14 protein-coding genes are annotated in these 17,833 nt (G+C 61.6%); 3 read left to right on the top strand and 11 right to left on the bottom strand.

What is annotated here, in order from left to right:
* Positions 1–3: 3 nt before the first annotated feature.
* The 10 genes from phbB to ACQKPZ_RS05040 form a co-directional block, all read right to left on the bottom strand.
* Positions 4–747 (bottom strand): acetoacetyl-CoA reductase, encoded by a 744-nt coding sequence (gene phbB, locus ACQKPZ_RS05085; RefSeq protein WP_427535898.1) that lies wholly within the window; start codon positions 745–747, stop codon positions 4–6.
* A 168-nt stretch (positions 748–915) separates the two neighbouring features.
* On the bottom strand, positions 916–2,559 hold the full coding sequence (locus tag ACQKPZ_RS05080) for an acetolactate synthase large subunit (protein ID WP_427535897.1): 1,644 nt from the start codon (positions 2,557–2,559) through the stop codon (positions 916–918).
* A 70-nt stretch (positions 2,560–2,629) separates the two neighbouring features.
* Entirely contained in the window at positions 2,630–3,358 is a 729-nt protein-coding gene (locus tag ACQKPZ_RS05075; RefSeq protein WP_427535896.1) for a transporter substrate-binding domain-containing protein, read from the bottom strand.
* Positions 3,359–3,437: 79 nt separating this feature from the next.
* Positions 3,438–4,691 (bottom strand): OprD family porin, encoded by a 1,254-nt coding sequence (locus ACQKPZ_RS05070; RefSeq protein WP_427535895.1) that lies wholly within the window; start codon positions 4,689–4,691, stop codon positions 3,438–3,440.
* Between the two features lie 113 nt (positions 4,692–4,804).
* Positions 4,805–6,121: an MFS transporter gene (locus tag ACQKPZ_RS05065; RefSeq protein ID WP_427535894.1), complete on the bottom strand. Its 1,317-nt coding sequence runs from the start codon at positions 6,119–6,121 to the stop codon at positions 4,805–4,807.
* A gap of 62 nt (positions 6,122–6,183) precedes the next feature.
* Entirely contained in the window at positions 6,184–7,236 is a 1,053-nt protein-coding gene (locus ACQKPZ_RS05060) for a lactonase family protein (RefSeq protein ID WP_427536078.1), read from the bottom strand.
* 257 nt (positions 7,237–7,493) lie between these two features.
* The gene (gene acnA, locus ACQKPZ_RS05055) at positions 7,494–10,172 is read right to left on the bottom strand and encodes an aconitate hydratase AcnA (RefSeq protein WP_427535893.1); all 2,679 of its coding nucleotides are present in this window, start codon (positions 10,170–10,172) and stop codon (positions 7,494–7,496) included.
* A 148-nt stretch (positions 10,173–10,320) separates the two neighbouring features.
* Positions 10,321–11,208, bottom strand: a complete 888-nt coding sequence (locus ACQKPZ_RS05050; RefSeq protein WP_427535892.1) for a LysR family transcriptional regulator — start codon at positions 11,206–11,208, stop codon at positions 10,321–10,323.
* A gap of 111 nt (positions 11,209–11,319) precedes the next feature.
* Complete coding sequence (locus ACQKPZ_RS05045; protein WP_427535891.1) at positions 11,320–12,105, bottom strand: 2-keto-4-pentenoate hydratase; 786 nt, start codon at positions 12,103–12,105, stop codon at positions 11,320–11,322.
* Between the two features lie 7 nt (positions 12,106–12,112).
* Positions 12,113–13,021: an NAD(P)-dependent oxidoreductase gene (locus ACQKPZ_RS05040; RefSeq protein ID WP_427535890.1), complete on the bottom strand. Its 909-nt coding sequence runs from the start codon at positions 13,019–13,021 to the stop codon at positions 12,113–12,115.
* 276 nt (positions 13,022–13,297) lie between these two features.
* On the opposite strand from ACQKPZ_RS05040, the gene ACQKPZ_RS05035 reads away from it, so the two are divergent.
* The 3 genes from ACQKPZ_RS05035 to ACQKPZ_RS05025 all read left to right on the top strand — a co-directional run bounded on the left by ACQKPZ_RS05035 (position 13,298) and on the right by ACQKPZ_RS05025 (position 16,796).
* The gene (locus tag ACQKPZ_RS05035; protein WP_427535889.1) at positions 13,298–14,392 is read left to right on the top strand and encodes a GlxA family transcriptional regulator; all 1,095 of its coding nucleotides are present in this window, start codon (positions 13,298–13,300) and stop codon (positions 14,390–14,392) included.
* A gap of 218 nt (positions 14,393–14,610) precedes the next feature.
* The gene (locus ACQKPZ_RS05030) at positions 14,611–15,681 is read left to right on the top strand and encodes an isocitrate/isopropylmalate dehydrogenase family protein (protein WP_427535888.1); all 1,071 of its coding nucleotides are present in this window, start codon (positions 14,611–14,613) and stop codon (positions 15,679–15,681) included.
* A 50-nt stretch (positions 15,682–15,731) separates the two neighbouring features.
* On the top strand, positions 15,732–16,796 hold the full coding sequence (locus ACQKPZ_RS05025; RefSeq protein ID WP_427535887.1) for an AbrB family transcriptional regulator: 1,065 nt from the start codon (positions 15,732–15,734) through the stop codon (positions 16,794–16,796).
* 4 nt (positions 16,797–16,800) lie between these two features.
* On the opposite strand, the gene ACQKPZ_RS05020 is transcribed toward ACQKPZ_RS05025, so the two are convergent.
* The gene (locus ACQKPZ_RS05020) at positions 16,801–17,724 is read right to left on the bottom strand and encodes a GntR family transcriptional regulator (protein ID WP_427535886.1); all 924 of its coding nucleotides are present in this window, start codon (positions 17,722–17,724) and stop codon (positions 16,801–16,803) included.
* Between the last annotated feature and the right edge of the window lie 109 nt (positions 17,725–17,833).

The raw sequence follows: 17,833 nt of genomic DNA, 5'->3' as shown, positions 1-17,833 counted from the left end.
GGCTCAACTCATGTGCAGGCCGCCGTTGATAGCGAAATCAGCGCCTGTGGCGAACGCGGACTCTTCGGACGCCAACCACGCGCACATAGAGGCAACTTCTTCTGGCGTGCCGAGGCGTTTGACCGGAATGTCCTGGATCACTTTGTCCATTCGTTCGTTTTCGGTAATGGCCTTGAGACGGGCTGTGGCGATATAGCCAGGGGATACGGTATTGACGGTGACACCGCGTGCGGCCACCTCGCGAGCCAGTGCGCGGGTGAACCCACGGATCGACGACTTGGCCGTCGCATAGTTCACTTGGCCGACATGGCCCAGTTGGGCATTGACCGAGGAGATATTGATCACCCTGCCCCAGCCCCGGGCAGTCATGTCATCGATGACTTGTTTGGTGACGTTGAACAACGAGTTGAGGTTGGTATCGATGACGGTCTGCCAGTCACCGGGGGCCATGTCACGGAACAACACGTTGCAGGCAGTACCGGCGTTGTTCACCAACACATCGACGGGCCCAACGTCCTTGCGGACTTTTTCAAACGCACTGACGGTAGAGTCCCAATCCGCCACATTGCCCGAGGAGGCAATGAAATCAAAACCGGCTTTCTTTTGTTGTTTCAACCATTGTTCACGGATCGGTGAGTCCGGGCCACAACCGGCCACTACAATAAATCCATCCTTGGCCAGGCGTTGGCATACCGCTGTGCCAATACCACCCATACCACCGGTAACGAAGGCAATTTTCTTCGACATGACGTACACCCTTGTAATTGTTGTAGGGACGCTTCGACTTGCAGGAAACATCCTAGAAAGCGGGGCACGAAATGAAAATTGGTAATTATGCAATGCAGCGTTCTCCGTCAGAGAACGCTGCATTGCCCATTAAAAAAGTCCAACGATTAATTGTTACAGCTTATATATTCAAACTGCCAGGCTGCGTGCTCGGAGTTCGTTATTGAGAATACGGTCGTTCTCGCTGTAGTCGACCGGGCAATCGATTACGTGCACGCCCGGATTGGAAATGCAGTGGTCGAGCAGCGGCAGCAAGGCCTCTGCGCTTTCGACGCGGTAGCCGTTGGCACCATAGGCTTCGGCATACTTGACGAAGTCCGGGTTGCCGTAATCCAGGCCATAGTCGGTGAAACCCATGTTCGCCTGCTTCCAGCGGATCATGCCGTAGCCGTCGTCACGCAGGATCACCACGGTGATGTGCATGCCGAGGCGCACTGCGGTTTCCAGCTCCTGGCTGTTCATCATGAAGCCGCCGTCACCGCACACCGAAATTACCGGGCGGTCCGGGTGCACCAGGTGCGCCGCCATCGCCGATGGCAGGCCAGCGCCCATGGTCGCCAGGGCGTTGTCCAGCAGCACGGTGTTCGGCTTGTGCGCTTTGTAGTTACGGGCGAACCAGATCTTGTAGATACCGTTGTCCAAGGCGACGATGCCTTCGGACGGCAGTACGCGACGGATGTCGGCAACCAGGCGCTGTGGGTAGACCGGGAAGCGGTTGTCGTCTGCGCCTTCGGCGATCTGTGCTTCGTTCGCTTCACGGATGGCCATCAGGCGGGTGAAGTCCCAGTGCGCGGTGTCGTTCAGCGCTTCGCCGATCTGCCACACGGCGTTGGCGATGTCGCCGATCACTTCCACCTGTGGGAAGTACACGGCATCGACTTCGGCGGAGCGGAAGCTGATGTGAATGACTTCGGTGCCGCCGCGGACCATGAAGAATGGCGGTTTTTCGATCACATCGTGGCCGATGTTGATGATCAGGTCGGCCGCTTCTATGGCGCGGTGCACGAAGTCGCCCGAGGACAGCGCAGCGTTGCCGAGGAAGCGCGGGTGGCGCTCGTCGACCACGCCCTTGCCCATCTGGGTGGTGATGAACGGGATGCCGGTCTTGTCGATCAGCTGCTTGAGCACCTTGGCAGTCATCTTGCGGTTGGCGCCGGCGCCGATCACCAGGATCGGGCTGCGCGCGTTCTGCAGCTTGGCCACTGCCGCCTCGATGGCCACGTGCTCGGCCAGCGGGCGACGGTGCAGGCTGCGTGGGATGGGCAGCGCGTCAGTCTGCTCGGCGGCGATGTCTTCCGGCAGTTCCAGGTGCACAGCGCCCGGCTTTTCTTCTTCAGCCAGGCGGAAGGCTTCGCGCATGCGCGCCGGGATGTTGTCGGCCGAGGCGAACTGGTGGGTGTACTTGGTGATGGGGTCCATCATGCCGCACACGTCGATGATCTGGAAACGGCCCTGCTTGGACTTCTTGATCGGCTTCTGCCCGGTGATCATCAGCATCGGCATGCCGCCCAGGTACGCATAGGCGCTGGCGGTGACCAGGTTGGTCGCGCCCGGGCCCAGGGTCGACAGGCTGACACCGGTCTTGCCGGTCAGGCGGCCATAGGTGGCGGCCATGAAGCCTGCGGACTGCTCGTGGCGGGTCAGCACCAGCTTGATCTTCGACTTGCGCAGGGACTCCAGCAGGTCGAGGTTTTCCTCACCAGGAATGCCGAACACATACTCGACACCTTCGTTTTCCAGGCATTGCACAACGACATCGGCGGCCTTGGCCATTTTACTTCGTACCTCAGGTTTTGCTTCGGATTGGAGATCACATCACCCGTAATACGGGTGATCGGATTAGTCAGCGGCGGGCGCTGACATCAGTCTGCCCGGTGGCCAGCAACGCACCGCGGACAAAACCACTGCTCAGGCTGCGTTCGACGAAATCACGCACGTACGCAGCGGCGGCATCATTGCCCCGGGGCACCGCCATGGCTTGGCGGATAGCCGTGAAGGCGCCATCAAGCACCCGATAGCGCGCGTCACCGTCCGCCACTTTCTGCAAGGGCTGACGCACACCGGCAGCCGCGTCCAGGCTTTGCTCGACAAACAGGTCGACGGCGCCAGCCGAGGTTTCGGCACGCACCAGTTTGGCATGCTCAAGCGTGCGGCTCAGGTACAGGTCGTAAGCCGCCCCTTTGCCAACGGCCAAGCGCAGGCCCGCAGCGTCCAACTGGTCGACGCTGGCGTACGGCGAATCCTGCTTGACCAGGTAAGTCCCCTCGATCAGCACGTAGGGCTCACTGAAGCAGATCTGCGCTTCGCGGACAGGTTCGATGGCCAGGAAAGCCAGGTTCCAGGCCCCCTCCTCCAGCGCGGCGAAGACTTTGCCGGCGGCATCGAAGGTACGCATGTTCAGGCTGACGCCGAGTTCCTCGGCCAGTGCCTTGGCCAGGGCGACCGAGACGCCCTGAGGCTCGCCGTCGGGGCCGCGCTGGGCGAGAACCGGGTTGCCGAAGTTGATGGCGGCGGTAAGGGTGCCGTTGGGGGCCAGTTCGGCCAGGAGGGCTGGGGTGATTGGGGTGGACATTGGGTTCTCCGTTATCGGTAAGGGCCCTATCGCCGGCAAGCCGGTTCCTACAGGAGCCGGCTTGAGCCGCGAATGGGCCTCACCAGATGGGCAAGGTGTACGACACGATCAAGCGGTTCTCATCGGCGCCGCGGGCAAAGTTGGAGCGGTATGCCGCATTACGCCAGCGAATGCCCACGTTCTTCAATGCGCCCGACTGGAACACGTAGGCGATATCAGTATTGCGCTCCCACTCGCGACCTTCCTCACTACTCGTGGCAGGGTCGGCGTGGTCGCCTTTGACGTAGCGCGTCATGAAGGTAAGGCCGGGGATGCCGACTGCGGCGAAGTTGTAGTCGTAGCGCAACTGCCAGGAACGTTCGCCCGGCTCGGCAAAGTCGTTGAGCTGGATGTAGTTGGTGAGATAAGGGTCGGTGCCGTTGAGGAACGGCATCGAGGTATCACCGTTCATTTTCTGCAGGCCCAAACCGAAGGCATGGCCGCCCAGGCTGTAGGTGAACATGCCGCTCAACGCGCCACTATCGATAGCACCGCCTTGAGCGTTGCCGGCATCGTCGCTGAGCATGTAGCGCAGGTCGCTCTTTAGCTTGCCCGGGCCGATGCTCCAACTGTGATTGACGCCGAAGAAGTTCTGCCGATAAACGTCCTGCAGCTCGGCATACTGGTAGCTCAGGGTCAGGGTCTTGCTCAGCGCATAGTCGGCGCCGCCAATCCAGTAGTCATCCCCTTCCACCGCACCGGCAAAGCGCCGGTTCTTGTTGTTGAGGGTGATCTTCTGCGCATCGGTGGAGTCGCGGTCGGTCATGCGGTTGAAGCGTGCGCCGGTAAAGGTCAGGCCATCGATCTCATTACTGGTCAGCAGGCCGCCCTCGAAGGTCTGCGGCAGGATGCGCCCGGTATTGGCCTGCACGGTGGGCAGCTTGGGTATCAAGGTGCCGTACTTGAGCTCGCTCTGCGACACCTTGACCTTGGCAGTCAGGCCCAGCCGGCTGAACTCGTCCGCTGCACGGCCGTCATCGTGGACCGGCAACAGACCGGTGCCGGCACGGTCGGGGCTTGAATCAAGCTTGATGCCGAGCATGCCCAGTGCATCGAGACCGAAGCCGACAGTGCCCGGCGTGTAGCCGGAGCGGAAGTCCAGCAGGAAACCCTGGGCCCATTCTTCACGCTTGGATTGACCGCTGCCATCGCGAAAATCGCGGTTCAGATAGTAGTTCTGCATCTGCAGGTTGAGCTTGCTGTCTTCGACGAAGCCCTCGGCACTGGCAGCGCCGGCGATCATGCAGGGAGAGAGGGTGACAAGGGTACGCAGGATGTTCTTGTTGTTGTGCATCTGGCGATTTCCATCTGGTTGGCATGAGACTGCCCGACCCGGGGCATGGCACCGGGCAGTGAAAGGAAATGGAACGGGTCAGCGAGGGGGCGCGGTTGCTGCCCCCTTCAGGATCAGTGGGCCGAGGCGGCCACGGGCTGATCGGGGTCTTTGTTGGTGACGCGCATCAGTGCCGTCATCAGGAAGGCGATGACCAGCAAGGCGCTGAGGAACAGCAAGCCTGTGGCCGCGCTTTGGCTGTTGCCCTTGACCACACCGATCATCGATGGCCCAACGAAGCCGCCGAGGTTGCCGATGGAGTTGATCACGGCAATCGACACCGCTGCGGTGGCACGATCGAGGAACAGTGTCGGCAGTGCCCAGAACGGTGACTTGAAGCTGTACAGGCCGGACAGCGCGACACAGATCATGGCCATCGAGGCCACCGCACTCGGCAGCATGCCTGCCCCGATCAAGCCGAGCGCTGCGACCGCCAGCGGAATGGCCGAGTGCATCTTGCGCTCATTGCGTCGGTCGGAACTGCGCGACCAGACAATCATCGCGGCGGTGGCGACAATGTACGGCACCATGGCAATCAGGCCGATCTGAGTATGGCTCAAGTCGCTGGAGAAGCCCTTGATGATCTGCGGCATCCAGTAACCGACACCCAGGCTGCCGCACTGGTAGACGAAGTAGATGAAGGCCAGGTACAGCACCTTCTTGTTGACCATGGTTTGCAACACACCCAGACGCTTGACGTTCTTGCGACTCTGGCGGTCGCGCTCAAGCTCGGCCAGCAGCCAGTCCTTTTCCTGCTGGGTCAGCCATTTGGCTTGCTCGGGCTTGTCGGTCAGGAACAGGAAGCAGGCAATGCCGAGGAACACGGCCGGAATGCCCTCAAGGAACAGCATCCAGCGCCAGCCACTCCAGTCGAACCACTTGATGTTGTCCATGATCCAGGTGGAAAGCGGTGCACCGATGATGTAGCTGACCGGAATCGCGGCGGTGAACAGTGCCACGGTGGTTGCCAGTTCCTTGGCGCGGAACCAGTAGGTCAGGTAGACGATCACGCCTGGGAAGAAGCCGGCTTCGGCCACCCCGAGGAAGAACCGCAGTACGTACAGCTGGTTGGCGGTCTGGGCAAAGGCGGTGGCGGCGGCAATCGCACCCCAGGTCACCAGGATGCGGGCAATCCACACCCTCGCACCGTATTTGTTGAGCATGACGTTGCTGGGCACTTCGAACAGGAAGTAGCCGATGAAGAAAATTCCGGAAATGAAGCCGAACGCCTCGCTGGTCAGGGCCAGCTCCTTGTTCATCTCCAGCGCGGCATAACCGATGTTGGCGCGATCCAGGTAGGACACGATGTACAGCAGGAACATGAACGGGATGATGCGCAGGGTGACCTTGCGTACGATCGCCTGTTCGTCGACAGTTTTGTTGTTGTTCATAAGGACCTCATCGAGGGCAAGCCGTGGCCTGCCCCTTTAATTGTTATCGATACAACGGAATATCAGGCAGAAAAGATCATGCACACCGGACTGCCGGTCGAAACCGCGAAGCCGGTCTTGTTCAACGCACCGGTTTGCGGGTCCACTGCAAACGAGACGATGCTGTCGCTGTCCTCATTGAGGGCGAACATGAAGCGTTGGTTGGGGGTCAGGGAGAAGAAGCGCGGCGTCTTGCCTTCGCTCGGCACGTACTCGACCGGGCTGAGCAGGCCACTGCCCTGGTCGATGGCGAACACCGCGATACTGTCGTAACCACGGTTGGAGGCGTACAGGAAGCGGCCACTGCGGTCGACCTCGATTTCCGAGGCTCGGCTGTTGCCGGTAAAGGTCGCAGGCAGCGACGACAGCACCTGCAGCGGGCTCAGCGCACCGCTGGCCGCATCGAAGCGATAGCTGGTGACGGTCGAGTCCAGTTCGTTGATCACATAGGCGAAGCCGGCCTTCGGGTGCATGGCGATGTGGCGTGGGCCGGAACCCTCGCGGGCCACGGCGAACGGTTGCTCGGCCGGGTGCAGCTTGCCGTTGTCGAAACGGAAGCTGAAGACCCGGTCCAGGCCCTTGTCCGGCACCAGCACGAAGTTTCCCGAGGCGTCGAACGGGTTGAAGTGCGGCTTGGCGAAGGGCTGCTCGACACGGTGCGGGCCCAACGGGCCTTCCAGCTTCACCAGTTGGTTGACGCTGCCCAGGGCCCCGTCTGCGCCGACGTTGAGCACTGCCAGCGAGCCCGTGATGTGGTTGGACACCACCATGAAGCGTTCGCTAGGGTCCAGTGCCAGGTGCACGGGGTTCTTGCCTTCGCAGCTGGTCCGGTTGAGCAGGCTGAGCTTGCCGCTTTGCTTGTCGACCGTGAATGCACTGACCTCGCTGCGGTCACCGTGCACGCTGTACAAGCGGTCGCCGGCGCGGTTCAGGGCCAGGAACGACGGGTTGACCAGATCATCGACCACCTGGACCTTCTCCAGCGTGCCCGCCTGCTGATCCAGGCGGTAGACCGTGATGCCATCACCACGCGCATTGCGCTCCCGGGTGGTGCGCGATCCGACGTACGCGAACATAGGGGTGTTTCTCCCGCTTGCAGAATGGTTCGAAGACAAGGCGCTTGCCGCACTGGCCATGCCAGCCGGCAGGATCGCGCCCAACAGGCCCAGCCCAGCGGCTGCACCCAGTTGTTTGAGGACGATGCGTCGGCCCACATCCGTGTGCTCGGCGCTCACGGCATCAGGCGCGACAACAGGGGGTTGTTCGCGGTGCATAGGGGTGTTCCCTTTTGTTGTTGTGCCTGACGGCCCCGACAACCGGGGCCGTGGTCAGATCAGTGCCGGGTACGCGCGACGACCTTGCGAATCACAAAGGGCAGCACGCCGCCGTTGCTCAGGTAGCGCACTTCCTGCTGCGAATCGATTCGGGCGATGACCTTGACTTCATCGCGGCGGCCATCGGTGCGGTGGATGATCAGGCCGATTTCGTTCTGACCCACCACCAACTCGTCGAGGCCGATGAAGTCGAACTGCTCGGTGCCCTCTAGCTTGAGGTCATCGACGCTCTGGCCGGGCTGGAAGACCAATGGCAGCACGCCCATGCCGATCAGGTTGCTGCGGTGAATCCGCTCGATGCTCTGCGCCACCACCGCCTTGACCCCTAGCAGGGCCTGGGCCTTGGCCGCCCAGTCGCGACTGGAGCCGGCGCCGTAGTTGATCCCGGCGAACACCACCATGGGCGTGTGCTGGGCGGCGTAGCTCTTGGCCGCCTCGTACAGGGGCAGGCACTCGCTGTGGTCCGCATTCCAGGCCCAGGCGCCCTGCCCTGGCTGCGACTCCCCAAGCAGGCGGTTTTTCACCGACTTGTTGGTGAAGGCGCCGCGCAGCATCACTTCGTGGTTGCTGCGGCGGGTAGAGTACTGGTTGAGGTCCTGCGGGTCTTCGCCGCGCTCCAGCAGCCATTGGCCGGCCAAACTGTTGGCCGGAATGGCCCCGGCCGGCGAGATATGGTCGGTGGTGACGTTGTCACCCAGCACCATCAGTGCACGGGCACCGCTGATGGCCAGGGAAGCCTTGGGCTCGGCCTGAATATCGGCCAGGTATTGCGGGCGACGCAGGTAGGTCGACTGCGGGCTCCACGGGAACTGCACGCTGCCCTCGGCCGACAGTGCCTGCCAATGGTGGGTGCCATCCCAGACAGTGGCCAGGCGCTGCTGGAAGAACTCGGGCTTGACCACACGGGCGACTTGCGCGGCGATCTCGGTATCCGATGGCATCAGGTCGTGCAAGTACACCGGTTGGCCTTCGGCATCGGTGGCCAACGGCTGCGTGGTCAAGTCGACATCGATGCTGCCGGCAATGGCATAGGCCACACACAGGGCAGGCGAAGCCAGGTAACCGGCCGGCACCTTGGGGTTTACCCGACCTTCGAAGTTGCGATTGCCCGACAGCACTACCACACCTTTGAGACCCTGATCGGCGAACGCCTCGACATGTTCTTCGAGCTTGCCGGAGTTGCCGATGCAGGTCATGCAGCCGAAACCGGCCAGGTCGAAGCCAAGCGCGGAGAAGTCCTCCAGCAGCCCGGCCTCGGCCAGGTAGTCAGCCACGACTTGAGAGCCAGGCGACAGCGACGTCTTGACCCAGGGCTTGCGCTGCAGGCCCAGGCTGCGGGCTTTACGGGCCAGCAGGCCGGCCTGGATCATCTGCGCCGGGTTGGCGGTATTGGTGCAACTGGTGATGGCGGACATCACCACTGCCCCGTGGGTGATTGGCTGACCAAACGAAGGCTCGAAGAAGCGCTGCTCCTGCGGCGCATCGATCAGCTTGCCGGCGCCGAGCACTTCTTCATGGAAGGAGGCACCCGCCCTGGACAGCGGCTGACGCTGGTGCGGCTGGTGCGGGCCGGCAACGCTTGGCTCGATGCTGGCCAGGTCCAGCTCGATCAGCTCGTCGAATTCCGGTTCGGGCAGTTCGTCACGGCGCCACAGCGGCTGGGCGCTCATGTAGCTGACCACCTGCTCGCGCAGTTTTGCCGAACGGCCGCTGAGCTCCAGGTAGGCCAGGGTTTCGTTGTCGAACGGGAAGAACACCACCGTGGCGCCATACTCCGGCGCCATGTTCGACACGGTACCGCGGGCGGCCCAGCTCAGGGTGGAAAGGCCAGGGCCGGTGAATTCGACGAACTTGCCGACCACCGAACGCTGACGCAGGATCTCCGCCACGTGCAGCGACAGGTCCGTGGCCGTGACACCCGCGCGCAAGGCGTTGGTGACCCGAATACCGATCACTTTCGGGAAACTGATCGGCACCGGCTCTCCGACCATCGCCGCCTGCCCTTCCAGGCCGCCGACACCCCAACCCAATACGCCAATGGCATTGATCATCGGGGTGTGGCTGTCGGTGGCGACCATGTCGTCCGGGTGCAGCAAGCGCTCGCCGTTTTCGCCGCGGGTTTCCCAAACCACCTGGGCCAGGGCTTCCATGTTCATCTGGTGAATGATGCCGGTACCCGGCGGGATCACCCCGAAGTTGTCCAGGCTCTTCTGCGCCCACTTGATGAAACGATAGCGCTCGCTGTTGCGACGGAAATCGATGTCCAGGTTCTGCTCGACCGCATCGGCCTCGGCGAAGCGTTCGACGATCACCGAGTGGTCGATGGTCAGCACTGCCGGGATCAGCGGGTTCATCGCCTGCGGGTCGCCACCCAGCTCGGCGACCACATCGCGCATTCCGGCGAAGTCGGCCAGTGCAGGCAGGCAGGTGGTGTCATGGAACATCAGCCGATTCGGCTGGAAAGGCACCTCGCAATCAGGACCCTGGCCAATGGCCCGCGCCAGCACGGATGGCAGTGCCTGGGGCGAGCAGCGCGCAACGTTCTCCAGCAGGATGCGGATGGAGTACGGCAGTTTGGCCAGTTGGCTGTGATCGAGCATCTTGCTCAGGTCGACGATGGTGAAGGCATCGTCGTTGATCACCAGGGGGCTGAAGAGGTCGCAGGCAGTCTCGGTCATACTGGAATCGCTCGGCTTCTTATAATGTTCACAGGCCCTGCGCGGAGGCAGGCGGCACTGCGGATAAGCCGATACTACGAGCAGGCCGGCTGGATGAAAATTGGTCAATTGCCATAGCAGCGTTCTCCAAACGAGAACGCTGAAAACGTCAGCCGGGCAACCTGAGATGGTCGATGAAGGTCTTCAACGTGGGGGATGCGGCATCGTATTTGCGCAACACCAGCATCAGCGTGCGCCGCGCCCAAGGTTCGCTGAGCGTGACCGCCTTGAGCTTGTGGCTGCGCAGGTACTGGTTGATGACGCTGCGTGGCAGCACGGCGATGCCAAGGCCATTGGAGACCATGCGGCACATGCAGTCGAAGCTGCTGATGCGGATGCGCAGCTTGAGGGCCATGCCCAGCTTGTCGGCCTCGCTGGTCAGCAGAGTATTCATCGAGCTTTCCAGATGTGGACCGACGAACTCGTGCTCGAGCACTTCCTTGAAATTGATCGATTTGCGCTCCGCCAATGCGTGCCCAGCGGGCACCACCAGCGTCAGCTCATCGTACCGATAGGTAAAGGTCTCCAGCCCCTGCGCCGCCGTTTGCGCCGCGATGATCCCCAGGTCTGCTCGACCGTCTGCAACCGCACGAATCACCGCCGAGCCGACCCGCTCCTCGATGTCGAACTTGATCTGCGGGTACAACTCAGCGAAACCCGCCACATCCTGCGGCAGAAACTGGGAGAGTGCCGAGGTGATCGCATGCACCCGAATGTGCCCCTTCACACCACTGGAATAGCCACTGAGTTCGCTGTCCAACTGGGCCATGGTCTGCTTCAACTGACGGGCATAGAACAAAAGGGATTGCCCTGCAGGCGTCAGCTCCACGCCGCGCGCATTGCGCAGCAGCAGTGGCGAGCCGATCTGCGCTTCCAGCTCGCTGATCCGTTTGCTGATCGCCGACACCGCGACATGCTTGATCCGCCCGGCACGCGTGAGATTGCGCTCCTGGGCGACAGTGATAAATAGATCCAGGCTAGTGAGGTCGTAGCGCACGGTGTCAGTCCCGAGAAGCATCGCAGGCCAGATAACGGCCCAGTTAGCAAGGGCGTGCCTGCCAGCAACGGTTCATGGGAAACGCCGCTCGCCAAGACAGCCCTCATGGCTTTACAGCGTGAACGATAGCTCTTGGCCGAGGAATCGCGCCGCTATGCGGTAGCCCGTGCCCACCAGGTCGAAAGGTTGGCACATGGCGCCCGTAGAGACGATATCTCCAGCCCTCAAGACTTCTCCTCGCTCGGCGGCGTGGGCATAGAGTGCCGCCAGCGACGCCAGTGGATCGGTGGCAGCATCCCCCGACAACCCGCGTGCCTTCGGCTGGTCGTTCAGGTACACCACGGCCGATTCAGCCAAGGCGGCCAGCAAGCCTTCGTCGAGCCCCTCACACAGACGTTCACCGACCACCAGTGCCTCGAAGCCCACGTTGTCAGCAGCGAAGCTCGGCCAACCGACACTTTTGCGATCGACGAAGCGTGAACGCACCACTTCGAAGGTGACGCACGTCGCGCGGATATCTCCCGCTGCTGGCACTCGACCGGCATCGGGCAGGACGTCACGGTCCAGCACGAATGCGACTTCGCATTCGATGGTCACGGGGGTCTGCGCGGGTAAGCGGATATGCGCGCCATCCGGGTGGCAACGTGCCGCCTCGAGCTGACCGATCAGCGGCCGCGCCAGATTGCCCGCGCGCATGGCTGCCGGGCTACCTACACCGAGCTTCCAGCCCACGCGCCTGCCCGCAGTCCCGGCGAACATGTGATCCTGAATGTCATACCCCTGGCTCAGCAACTCAGGCTTGAGGTGCGCTGGCAAGGCGGTCAGAAGCTCGCCGCTGCGCCAGGTCTGCAACAGCAGTTCGGCCGTTCGTTGGGCAGTGAAAAGTGATGGATTCATCGTGACCTCAATGGGATGGAGGGGTGCCTTCCGGCGCCCGAAATTGCACATTCAGCAGGGACTCATAGACCTTGATCATCGCGCCCTTGTCATCAGCCCCATGTCCCTGCAACAACGCCTGCTGATAGGTGGTCATGGCGGCACTCAACACGGGCAGCGGGCTGCCTAGACCAGCACTCACCTTCATCCCATGGCGCATGTCCTTGTAGGCGTCCTGCAGCGGATAGGCGGTATCGAAGCGACCCGCGAGAATATGCGGCAAGAAATACGTCGAAGCATGGCTACGCCCAGTGCCACTGTTGACGACCTCAGCCAACTGCTGCGGATCAAGCCCGAGCTTACAGGCCATAGGCAGAACTTCGGCCAATGCCGCGCAGTTGATGTTGTACAGCAACTGGTTGACCAGCTTGGCCAATTGGCCACTCCCCACACCGCCCATGTGCAGGATGTTCGAAGCCATGCTCTGCAAGTAAGGCCGCACAGCTTCCAGAACCTGCGGATCACCACCACACATCACCGTCAGCGTGCCATCGACTGCACGGGCTGCCATGCCCGATACCGGTGCGTCCAGATAAGCGACGCCAAGCGCCGCCAGGCGCTCGGCAATACTCAGCGTGCGGTCATGGTCGACGGTGCTGGTATCCACAACGGTGCTACCGGATGCCATCCACTTCGCAATACCCGTGTCTGGCGAGAACAGGATTTCTTCGACCACATCCGCATCCGGCAGCGAAAGAAACACTAGCTCGCACCGGCCCAGCATCTGCGGATCATCGGTGGGCTGGGCGCCCAATCCCAGCAGCTCGGGGTAGGCACGCCCACTGGCAGAGTGGACACGCAGGCCGGGGCTGAATTGCAGCAAGTTGATAGCCATCGGCAGCCCCATCTGCCCGAGCCCAATGAACGCGATCGTCATACTGTTTCCTCATGAGTTACCCCGCTGTTTCCTGGCGGTGATACAAAAATGCCCACGGCACGAACCTGTGGGTCGATTTCGTTCCACGATCCAGTTGCAGCTCGCCGACCAAGACAGGAAAACGGCTGCACTGCCGGGCACTTTGTACTTCATTCTAATAAAAATCAATTAAGGCATGAGAATTGCGTCGAAAAAACCCTACCCCGCTTGAGCGGGGTGACAAAAATAAACGTTCGCACGGCCGCGACGACCTGATCTGTGTGAGGAGACACAATAATGACGCCCCATCCTTCAAACCCCGAACGCCCTCCTCAAGCCATAGGCTTTCTACTGTTGGACAATTTCACCCTGATTTCCCTGGCAGCAGCCGTCGAGCCACTGCGCATGGCTAATCAGCTGTCCGGTCGCGAGCTGTACCGCTGGCATACACTCAGCCTCGAAGGCGGCCAGGTCTGGGCTAGCGACGGCTTGCAGATTACCCCGGATGCAGCCGTCTATAACGCCCCGCCCATGGATACGGTAATCGTCTGCGGTGGCGTGGGTATTCAGCGCACAGTGACCCGCCAGCACATCACCTGGCTGCAAATGCAGGCCCGCCAATCACGACGGCTAGGAGCGATATGCACCGGTAGCTGGGTACTGGCCTTTGCAGGCTTGCTGGATGGTTTCGACTGCAGCGTGCATTGGGAGTGCCTGGCAGCCATGCAGGAAGCCTACCCACGCGTCAACATGAGCACCCGCCTGTTCACCCTGGACCGCAGCCGCTTTACCAGCTCGGGCGGCACCGCGCCGCTGGACATGATGCTGCACCTGATCAGCCGCGATCACGGTCGCGAGCTGTCGGCGGCGATCTCGGAGATGTTCGTCTACGAGCGTATCCGCAACGAACACGACCATCAGCGCGTGCCACTCAAGCATATGCTCGGCACCAACCAGCCGAAACTGCAAGAAATCGTTGCGCTGATGGAAGCCAACCTCGAAGAGCCGATCGACCTCGACGAACTGGCCGTGTACGTGTCGGTGTCGCGTCGCCAGCTCGAGCGCCTGTTCCAGAAGTACCTGCATTGTTCGCCTTCGCGCTATTACCTCAAACTGCGCCTGATCCGCGCGCGACAACTGCTCAAGCAGACACCGATGTCGATCATCGAGGTCGCTGCCGTGTGTGGCTTCGTCTCCACGCCGCACTTCTCCAAATGTTACCGGGAGTACTTTGGCATCCCGCCGCGTGACGAACGAGTGAGTTCGAATACTTCGGAGCAGGTGGTGATGACGCCTGCCCCACAAGCCCTGTCATTGCCAGCACTCAATGGGCCTCTGGCGGCCTTCAGCCAAGCACGCAACGAGTCGACGTTCGCAAGTATCAGACTCTGACGCGACCTTGACTCGAACGTAGGAGTGGAGCAAGGCATTGCGAAAATTGGCTTTTGATGCGATAAAGTGCAAATTATTGCGCTGCCAGCCCGTCAGGGTGCAGCAACAGCCGCTTGGAAAATCGTGATCGACTGCCTGCGACTGTACTTCATGGCAACGATATACATCATGAATCGCTGCCTGCTTCGCCCCTCAATAACCCACAGAAGGAAAGTGTGATGCGTATTCTGGTACTTCCTGGCGACGGCATCGGCCCTGAGATCATTGAGTCGTCACTGTTGCCGTTGCATGCGGCCAATAGCAGATACCACTTGGGTCTGAGCTTCGATCATGACGACGTTGGCTTCAGCAGCCTGGAAAAGTACGGCACCACGTTGCGCGACGAAGTGCTGGAGAAGGCCAGGACCTACGACGGCATCATTCTCGGCACTCAATCTCATGCCGACTATCCAGCCCCCGAGAAAGGCGGCCGCAACGTGTCCGCAGGTTTTCGCATCGGCCTGGACCTGTATGCCAACGTACGCCCTGCACGCACCCGGGCGTTTCTGGAGTCGAACATGAAACCGGGCAAGCGCATGGACCTGGTGATCATGCGCGAAGCCACCGAAGGCTTCTATCCGGACCGCAACATGTCGCGCGGCTGGGGGGAAGTGATGCCCTCCCCGGACATGGCCCTGTCGACCCGCAAAATTACTCGTCACTGCAGCGAGCGCATCGCCCGCCGCGCCTTCGAGTTGGCGATGCAGCGCAACCGCAAAGTCACCGCGATTCACAAGGCCAACAGCTTCCACATGACCGATGGCCTGTTCCTGGAATGCGTGCGCCACGTGGCCAGGGATTTCCCCGAAGTACAACTGGATGACCTGCTGGTCGACGCCTCCACCGCCCACCTGGTGCGCAACCCCGAGCGCTTCGACGTGCTGGTGGCGACCAATTTCTATGGTGACATCATCAGCGACCTGGCCAGTGAACTGTCCGGCAGCCTGGGCCTGGCCGGCTCGATCATGGCCAGCGACAGCCACTGCTGCGCCCAGGCACAGCATGGCTCCGCGCCGGATATTGCTGGTCAGGACAAGGCCAACCCGGTGTCGATGATCCTGTCGGTTGCCATGCTGCTGCACTGGATGGGCGACCACCACGCCAAGCCCGCCCTGGTCGAGGCCGCGAAGGCAATGGAGCACGCGGTAGACGTCGTACTCGAAGACCCGAGCAAGCGCACCCCAGACCTCGGTGGCAACTTGGGGTGCCAGGCATTCGGCGCGGCCGTCGCGGCCGTCATCACTGGCTAATGACGCAGCAGCAGTCGCGTGTGACGCTCTTCTCTACAAAGTGAAACCTTATGCTTGCAAGCCTCAAAACCTGGTGGGCCACACCCCTGGCAGGCATCGTCGGCGCGCTGCTGGCCAGTGCTGCGCACTGGCCGTTGCCGTGGATCATCGGCTCGATGCTGGCGGTGATCTTCATTCGTTGCTGCGGCTGGTTGATTGCCGAAATCCCCAACGGCCGCAAGTCGGGCCAGTGGATCATCGCCACCTCCATCGGGCTGCATTTCACCCAGCCAGTGCTTGCGCAGATCGTCAGCCATTTCCCGATGATGCTCGCCGCAGCCTTCCTCACCCTGGTGCTGGCCTTGGCCGGTATCGCCTGCATGCGGCGCCAGGGCATGGACCTGACCACCGCCTATTTCGCCTTCATGCCGGCGAACTTCGCCGAAATGATCCAGCTAGGCCTGCGCTACCGCGCCGACACCAGCCAGATCGCAGCAGCCCACAGCATTCGCCTGGTACTCATCGTGCTCACGGTGCCGCCGGCGATGTTGCTGCTGGTGCACCTGCCCCCCGGCGCCATACAGCCGCATCCCGCCGCCGAATGGCCATGGCTCGCGCCGATGCTGGCGGGAGGAATCGTGGCCGCGCTGCTGTGGAAGCGCCTCGGCCTGCCCAACCCCTGGATGTTCGGGCCCATGGCCTTGTGCGCTGGGGTGACGGCAGTGTTCGACCTGCGCACCGCCCTGCCGGTGGAGCTCAGCCACTACGGCCAACTGATGATCGGCTGCGCGCTGGGCAGCTTCTTCGATCGCGGCTTCTTCCGCCGCTCGCCGCTTTACCTGTGCAAGGTGGTGCTCTTCACCTTCTTGATGATTGCCTGCACCTTCCTGTTCGCCTGGGGCTTTGGCTGGCTGTCGGGGATGCCGGTGTTGTCGCTGGCATTGGGCATGATGCCCGGCAGCAGCACCGAAATGTATCTGACCGCCGAAGCCTTGCAGCTTGGCGCAGGGATGGTCACAGCCATGCAGATCATGCGCCTGGTCGTGGTCATGCTATGTGCAGAGCCTGTGCTCAGGCGCTGGCTGGCATGGAGCGGGGGCCGCGAAACGCCGGTAACCCATGAAGACAAGGACTGAGGGATCAGGTTGGCGGCATTGCAGGCTCGGTACCCGGCGTGCCTTGCCGCCCGATGAGCAGCGACTTGCGCGCCAGCGAATCGTTCAAGTGCTGCCTCATCAGGTTCGCAGCCTCAAGATTGTTGCCCTGCTCCAGCCACTCGAGCATCTGCAAGTGCTCGGCGCACTGCCCGCGAAAACGCTGACGATCCAGCATGGCGCGGTACTCGAGCAGCCGGCGCATGTTGTTCATCTGCTTGAGGATCATGAGGTACAGCGGGTTGCCGGACAGTCTCATCAGCTCCTCGTGGAAGCGAAAGCCAGCCTCGAGCAAGGCGTCCGTCGGGAGCGTGTCAACGCCTCCCGCCTGGAGCGCCAATTGTTCTTTCTTCAGGCAACCGAGCACCTCCAGATCGTGCTTGAAACCGCTTTCAAGCAGGGCCGCTGGCTCTATCAAGGCGCGTACTTTGTAGATATGTTGCAACGCCTCAGGCGTTTTCGCCACATCCAGCAAGCGCCAGCCGTAGCCCGGCTTGGGTTCAGCCCAGCCGACTTTGGCTGCCCGACCAAGGATGTCGATCACCTGCGCCTTGGTCAGGTCATAACGGTCGCGCAAGTACTTTTCCGTGACTTCAGCCGCTATCGCATTATTCAGCCAATCTTCGGAAAGCTGGTAGTACGCCCGGGGCTCTTGCATCGCGGTTATCTGGTCGATGCTGCCGAATGCACCCTGCGCAGCCTCCACAACGAAATAGCCGCGGTTGGGAATCTGCTCCAGCACGCCCTGCTGTGCCAGAATGCTAAGCGCCTCGCGCGCGGGCGAGCGCGAAACCTCAAAGGCATCGGCCACTTTCTGGGCGCTCAGGTGCGAGCCCCCGGGGAGGTCTCCCAGCTGAACCTTGCGCCGGATATCAAAGACAATGCGCTGCGTGAGCGGACTTGAAGCCATGCAGGTGAACCCAGTGATGAGAAAAGCCGGATGAACCCGCCATTCTGGTTATCGAAACCTGAAAATGCAAAAACATCCACCCAGCCAGGGGAGCAAGCACTGGCCATGC

The sequence above is a fragment of the Pseudomonas sp. NPDC089547 genome, assembly GCF_050280665.1.
Taxonomy (GTDB): Bacteria; Pseudomonadota; Gammaproteobacteria; order Pseudomonadales; family Pseudomonadaceae; genus Aquipseudomonas.
This window is presented reverse-complemented; position numbering and strand designations above follow the sequence as displayed.

What these genes read in the sequence shown, in the direction of transcription:
- phbB (WP_427535898.1), bottom strand. Translation starts at nt 747, where the DNA reads ATGTCGAAGAAAATTGCCTTCGTTACCGGTGGTATGGGTGGTATTGGC.
- ACQKPZ_RS05025 (WP_427535887.1), top strand. Translation starts at nt 15,732, where the DNA reads ATGCTTGCAAGCCTCAAAACCTGGTGGGCCACACCCCTGGCAGGCATC.
- ACQKPZ_RS05040 (WP_427535890.1), bottom strand. Translation starts at nt 13,021, where the DNA reads ATGACGATCGCGTTCATTGGGCTCGGGCAGATGGGGCTGCCGATGGCT.
- ACQKPZ_RS05065 (WP_427535894.1), bottom strand. Translation starts at nt 6,121, where the DNA reads ATGAACAACAACAAAACTGTCGACGAACAGGCGATCGTACGCAAGGTC.
- acnA (WP_427535893.1), bottom strand. Translation starts at nt 10,172, where the DNA reads ATGACCGAGACTGCCTGCGACCTCTTCAGCCCCCTGGTGATCAACGAC.
- ACQKPZ_RS05030 (WP_427535888.1), top strand. Translation starts at nt 14,611, where the DNA reads ATGCGTATTCTGGTACTTCCTGGCGACGGCATCGGCCCTGAGATCATT.
- ACQKPZ_RS05075 (WP_427535896.1), bottom strand. Translation starts at nt 3,358, where the DNA reads ATGTCCACCCCAATCACCCCAGCCCTCCTGGCCGAACTGGCCCCCAAC.
- ACQKPZ_RS05080 (WP_427535897.1), bottom strand. Translation starts at nt 2,559, where the DNA reads ATGGCCAAGGCCGCCGATGTCGTTGTGCAATGCCTGGAAAACGAAGGT.
- ACQKPZ_RS05045 (WP_427535891.1), bottom strand. Translation starts at nt 12,105, where the DNA reads ATGAATCCATCACTTTTCACTGCCCAACGAACGGCCGAACTGCTGTTG.
- ACQKPZ_RS05070 (WP_427535895.1), bottom strand. Translation starts at nt 4,691, where the DNA reads ATGCACAACAACAAGAACATCCTGCGTACCCTTGTCACCCTCTCTCCC.
- ACQKPZ_RS05060 (WP_427536078.1), bottom strand. Translation starts at nt 7,236, where the DNA reads ATGTTCGCGTACGTCGGATCGCGCACCACCCGGGAGCGCAATGCGCGT.
- ACQKPZ_RS05020 (WP_427535886.1), bottom strand. Translation starts at nt 17,724, where the DNA reads ATGGCTTCAAGTCCGCTCACGCAGCGCATTGTCTTTGATATCCGGCGC.
- ACQKPZ_RS05035 (WP_427535889.1), top strand. Translation starts at nt 13,298, where the DNA reads ATGACGCCCCATCCTTCAAACCCCGAACGCCCTCCTCAAGCCATAGGC.